Genomic DNA, 4,360 nt, shown 5'->3' with positions numbered 1-4,360 from the left:
ACGTTTTAACGTTTCTGTGGGTCAAATCTACTCGTTTACCCCGTCTCGTACCGGTGTAAACCAGACGAACAAAGAAGATGACACTGGCAGCCTGGTTTGGGCCGGTGACACTTACTGGAAAATCAGCGATCGCTGGGGGGCGCGTGGCGGTCTGCAGTATGACACCCGCCTTGATAACGTCGCGCAAGGTAATGCCGTGCTTGAGTATCGTCAGGATGCCGATCGTATGGTGCAGCTGAGCTATCGCTACAGCAGCCCGGAATACGTGGCGCAGGCGCTGAATAACTCTAACCTGGTGACTGACCCGATCTACAAAAACGGGATTTCACAGGTTGGCGCCACTGCCAGCTGGCCGATTGTGGATGCCTGGTCACTGGTGGGCGGTTATTACTACGATACCCGCAACAGTCGTCCGGCTGAACAGCTGGTCGGCCTGCAGTACAGCTCGTGCTGCTATGCCATTCGTCTGGGTTACGAACGCAAGATCAACGGTTGGGAAAACAACGACAGTAAGTATGACAACCAAATCTCATTCAACATTGAGCTGCGTGGTCTGAGTTCCAACTATGGCTTAGGCACTAATGAAATGCTGCGTCAGGGCATCATTCCTTACCAGCGCGCTTTCTGATGTTGTGATGTTTGACAGGCTCTCCCGCAGTGCGGAAACAACAATGGATAAAGTATGAAGAACTGGAGAATGCTGATTCTTGGTGTAGCGATTACCGCTAACACTGCGTTCGCAGCCCCACAAGTGGTTGATAAAGTTGCCGCAGTCGTGAACAACGGCGTGGTACTGGAAAGTGACGTTGATAACATGATGCGCACCGTGAAATCACAGGCGCAGCAGGCAAACCAGCAACTCCCGGATGACAAAACTTTGCGTCATCAAATCCTTGAACGCCAGGTCATGGATGCCATCATTCTGCAAATGGGTGAAAGAGCGGGCGTGCAGATTAACGATCAGCAACTGGATCAGGCGATTCAGAACATTGCCGCACAAAACCGCATGAGCCTCGACCAGCTGCGTAGCCGTTTGGCCTACGACGGCATGAACTACAACGTCTACCGTGCGCAAATCCGTAAAGAGATGACGATTGCCGAAGTGCGTAACAACGAAGTGCGTCGCCGCGTCACTATCTTGCCGCAGGAAGTGGATACGCTGGCTTCGCAGGTTGGTGCGCAGAACTCGCAAGGTACTGAACTGAATATCAGCCAGATTCTGCTGCCGCTGTCAGAAAACCCGACACAGCAGCAGGTTGACGACCAGGAAACGCTGGCTCGCCAACTGGTGGGTCAGCTGAAAGGCGGCGCCGATTTCGGCAAGCTGGCAGTGACTTACTCGGCCGATCCGCAGGCGCTGAAAGGCGGCAACATGGGTTGGGGCAAAATCGAAGAGCTGCCAACGCTGTTCTCGCAGGCGCTGAGCACTGCGAAGAAAGGCGATATCGTCGGTCCAATCCGTTCGGGTGTTGGCTTCCACATCCTGAAGGTGAACGACCTGCGTGGCGAAAGCAAAAACATCTCTGTAACGGAAGTGCATGCACGTCACATTCTGCTGAAGCCGTCACCGATCCTGACTGACGCGCAGGCGCAGGCCAAGATCGAACAGATCGCGGCCGACATTAAAAGTGGCAAAACCACTTTCGCTGCAGCGGCCAAACAGTTCTCAGACGACCCAGGTTCAGCGAACCAGGGCGGCGATCTCGGTTGGGCATCTCCGGAGATTTACGATCCGGCATTCCGCGATGCATTGCTGAAGCTGCAGAAAGGCCAGGTTAGCCAACCGGTTCACTCCTCCTTTGGCTGGCACTTGATTCAATTGCTGGATACGCGTCAGGTTGATAAGACCGATGCCGCGCAGAAAGAGCGCGCCTATCGCATGCTGTTCAACCGTAAATTCGCGGAAGAAGCGCAAACCTGGATGCAGGAACAGCGCGCCAGTGCTTACGTGAAGATTCTGGATAACAATGGTCAGTAATTATCGAGTGGTGATCACGCCCGGCGAACCTGCCGGGATTGGTCCCGACCTCACCGTTCAACTGGCGCAGCAAAACTGGCCGGTTGAATTGGTGGTCTGCGGCGACGGCGAGCTTTTGCGCCGTCGCGCTGCTTTATTGGGTTTGCCGCTGACGCTGCGTGATTATCAACCTGCAGCAGCACAACCGCAGCAGGCCGGAACGCTAACGCTGCTGCAGGTCGATACCGCTCAACCGGTGACCGCCGGTGAACTCAACGTTGCGAACAGCCACTATGTGCTGGAAACGCTGGCGCGCGCCTGTGACGGCTGTCTGAACGGCGAATTTGCCGCGCTGATTACCGGTCCGGTGCACAAAGGCGTGATCAACGATGCCGGCATTCCGTTTACCGGTCATACCGAGTTTTTTGCCGATCGCGCCGGTGGCAATTTAGTGGTAATGATGCTGGCAACGGAAGAGTTGCGCGTAGCATTAGCTACCACGCATCTGCCGCTGAAAGATGTTTCTGCCGCGATTACCCGCGACACGCTGCATGAAGTGATCACCATTTTGCATCGTGATCTGCAGCAGAAGTTTGGTTTACCCAATCCTCATATCTTCGTCTGCGGCCTTAATCCGCATGCTGGCGAAAGCGGCCATATGGGCCGCGAAGAGATTGATACCATCATTCCGGCTCTCAACGAACTGCGCCAGCAAGGCATCCAACTCACCGGACCCTTGCCAGCTGATACGCTGTTCCAGCCGAAATACCTGCAACATGCCGATGCGGTTCTGGCGATGTATCACGACCAGGGCTTACCGGTGCTAAAATTTCAGGGGTTTGGCCGCGCGGTGAATATCACACTTGGCCTGCCCTTTATCCGGACTTCTGTCGATCACGGCACCGCGCTTGAATTAGCCGGTCTCGGCCAGGCAGAACCGGGCAGCTTTATCACGGCGCTTAATCTCGCCATCACTATGATCAAGAGCAGTAATGAATAATCGCGTCCATCAGGGGCATTACGCCCGTAAACGTTTCGGGCAGAACTTCCTGAACGATCAGTACATTATCGATAGCATTGTCTCCGCCATTCACCCGCAAAAAGGTGAAGCTATCGTGGAAATCGGCCCCGGCCTTGGCGCATTAACCGAGCCGGTAGGCGAACGTCTGGATGAGCTGACCGTGGTCGAGCTGGACCGCGACCTTGCCGCGCGTCTGCAAACGCACCCGTTCCTCGGTCCTAAGCTGACCATTTTCCAGCAGGATGCGATGACCTTTGATTTCTCTGCGCTGGCGCAAGAGAAAGGCCAGCCGCTGCGCGTGTTCGGCAACCTGCCGTACAACATCTCGACGCCGCTGATGTTCCACCTTTTCAGCTATACTGGTTCGATTAAAGACATGCACTTCATGCTGCAGAAAGAAGTGGTGAATCGTTTAGTCGCCGGTCCGGGCAGCAAAGCTTACGGTCGTTTGAGCGTGATGGCGCAGTACTATTGCCAGGTCATTCCTGTGCTCGAAGTGCCACCAGAATCGTTCACGCCGGCACCAAAAGTGGAATCGGCTGTGGTGCGTTTAGTGCCGTATATGCAACCGCAGCATCCGGTTAGCGATATTCGTCTGCTGAGCCGCATTACCACTGAAGCCTTTGGTAAACGCCGTAAAACGCTGCGCAACAGCCTGGCTCATATGTTTGCAGCTGGTGCGTTGGATCAATTAGAAATCGATGCCTCGCTGCGTGCAGAGAACGTCTCTGTGGCGCAATATTGCCAACTGGCAAACTGGTTGAGCAAGCATCAGGCTGAAACTCCGGAGAGTTGAGTGCATGAGTGAACTGGCCCGCGTCTGTATCCATGTGCATAGTCAGTATGTGGAGTCGCAATCCTTGCCCGACGAGGATCGTTACGTGTTTGCCTACACCATCACCATTCGCAATTTGGGGCGCAGCAACTTACAGCTGCGCAGCCGCTATTGGCTGATCACCAACGGCAACGGTCGCGAGACCGAAGTGCAAGGTGAAGGCGTGGTCGGCGAGCAGCCGCACATTGCTGCCGGCGGCGAGTATCAGTACACCAGCGGCGCGATTCTGGAAACGCCGATGGGCACCATGCAAGGTCACTATGTGATGGTCGATGATGCGGGCGAAGAGTTCCACGTCGAGATTCCGGTGTTCCGACTCGCGGTGCAAACCCACATTCACTAATCCTCCTCCGCCCGGCCCGTCCGGGCGGCGCGTTTTAATCGGACTGACAATGAGTACATACCTGATTGGCGATGTTCATGGCTGTTATGACGAGCTTCGTGCGCTATTAGCGCAGGTTGATTTCGATCCGCAGCAGGACACCTTATGGCTTACCGGCGATTTGGTGGCGCGCGGCCCCGGCTCGCTCGATGTGCTGCGCTATGT

6 protein-coding genes are annotated in these 4,360 nt (G+C 55.3%); all 6 read left to right on the top strand.

Annotated features, from left to right (window positions below; translation table 11 throughout):
- Positions 1-628: LPS assembly protein LptD (lptD, locus tag RTY00_RS07140; protein WP_312663940.1), on the top strand; the 628-nt coding region annotated here is incomplete at its 5' end.
- Between the two features lie 54 nt (positions 629-682).
- Complete coding sequence (surA, locus tag RTY00_RS07135) at positions 683-1,978, top strand: peptidylprolyl isomerase SurA (RefSeq protein WP_312663939.1); 1,296 nt, start codon at positions 683-685, stop codon at positions 1,976-1,978.
- On the top strand, positions 1,968-2,957 hold the full coding sequence (gene pdxA / locus RTY00_RS07130; protein ID WP_312663938.1) for a 4-hydroxythreonine-4-phosphate dehydrogenase PdxA: 990 nt from the start codon (positions 1,968-1,970) through the stop codon (positions 2,955-2,957). Before surA ends, pdxA begins: the two co-directional genes overlap by 11 nt.
- Positions 2,950-3,774 carry a 16S rRNA (adenine(1518)-N(6)/adenine(1519)-N(6))-dimethyltransferase RsmA gene (gene rsmA, locus RTY00_RS07125; protein ID WP_061718142.1) on the top strand — a complete coding sequence of 275 codons (825 nt, stop codon included), beginning with the start codon at positions 2,950-2,952 and terminating at the stop codon, positions 3,772-3,774. Before pdxA ends, rsmA begins: the two co-directional genes overlap by 8 nt.
- Before the next feature lie 4 nt (positions 3,775-3,778).
- Positions 3,779-4,156 (top strand): Co2+/Mg2+ efflux protein ApaG, encoded by a 378-nt coding sequence (gene apaG, locus RTY00_RS07120; RefSeq protein ID WP_312663937.1) that lies wholly within the window; start codon positions 3,779-3,781, stop codon positions 4,154-4,156.
- 49 nt (positions 4,157-4,205) lie between these two features.
- A partial coding sequence (locus tag RTY00_RS07115; RefSeq protein WP_312663941.1) for a metallophosphoesterase occupies positions 4,206-4,360 on the top strand: 155 nt, incomplete at its 3' end.

Origin of the sequence: Pantoea sp. CTOTU49201 (assembly GCF_032054795.1) — a bacterium.
In the GTDB taxonomy this organism is placed as follows: Bacteria; Pseudomonadota; Gammaproteobacteria; order Enterobacterales; family Enterobacteriaceae; genus Pantoea; species Pantoea symbiotica.
The sequence above is the reverse complement of the archived record's forward strand: the minus strand, read 5'-3'. Positions and strand labels throughout refer to the sequence as shown.

Excerpts from the sequence above, each read along its gene's own strand:
- surA (WP_312663939.1), top strand. The coding sequence starts at position 683 with ATGAAGAACTGGAGAATGCTGATTCTTGGTGTAGCGATTACCGCTAAC.
- pdxA (WP_312663938.1), top strand. The coding sequence starts at position 1,968 with ATGGTCAGTAATTATCGAGTGGTGATCACGCCCGGCGAACCTGCCGGG.
- rsmA (WP_061718142.1), top strand. The coding sequence starts at position 2,950 with ATGAATAATCGCGTCCATCAGGGGCATTACGCCCGTAAACGTTTCGGG.
- apaG (WP_312663937.1), top strand. The coding sequence starts at position 3,779 with ATGAGTGAACTGGCCCGCGTCTGTATCCATGTGCATAGTCAGTATGTG.